This window comes from Cobetia sp. 1AS1 (assembly GCF_029846435.1).
Taxonomy (GTDB): Bacteria; Pseudomonadota; Gammaproteobacteria; order Pseudomonadales; family Halomonadaceae; genus Cobetia; species Cobetia amphilecti.
In genome coordinates this window covers 1-386 of record NZ_JARWKU010000031.1, presented here as the reverse complement: position 1 = coordinate 386, position 386 = coordinate 1, and the positions used below count along the sequence as shown (strand labels likewise).

The window sequence follows — 386 nt, the reverse complement described above, 5'->3', positions numbered from 1 at the left end:
TCAGTCGCGGTGACGCTGAAGACGTGGTCGCCCTCGGTGAGCTCAGTGCTCGGGGTGTAGCGCCAGGCGCCATTGGCATCTGCCACGACCGTATAAACGACTTCGCCGTTGTGGGTGATGGTGACGGTGCTATTGGCCTCAGCGCTGCCGGTCAGCGTCGGCGTCGCATCGTTGGTGCTGTCGCCGGAGGCGAGGGCACCGGTATCGGCTGGCACATCGTCGGTCGCAGAAGCGATGGTCGGCGTGTTCGGCGCTGTGACGTCAGCGTCTTCCGGCACCACCAGCGTATCGGAGGCTAGACTTTCGTTACCCGCGGTATCGGTGACGGTGGCGGTCAGTTCAGCGCCGGCTTCCTGCTTCGGAGACAGCGTGATGCTGAACGTGCC

1 protein-coding gene is annotated in these 386 nt (G+C 64.5%); it reads right to left on the bottom strand.

Annotated features, from left to right (window positions below):
* Positions 1-386, bottom strand: a 386-nt coding sequence (locus QD280_RS17795) for an Ig-like domain-containing protein (RefSeq protein WP_279840153.1), incomplete at both ends; no start/stop codon positions are given.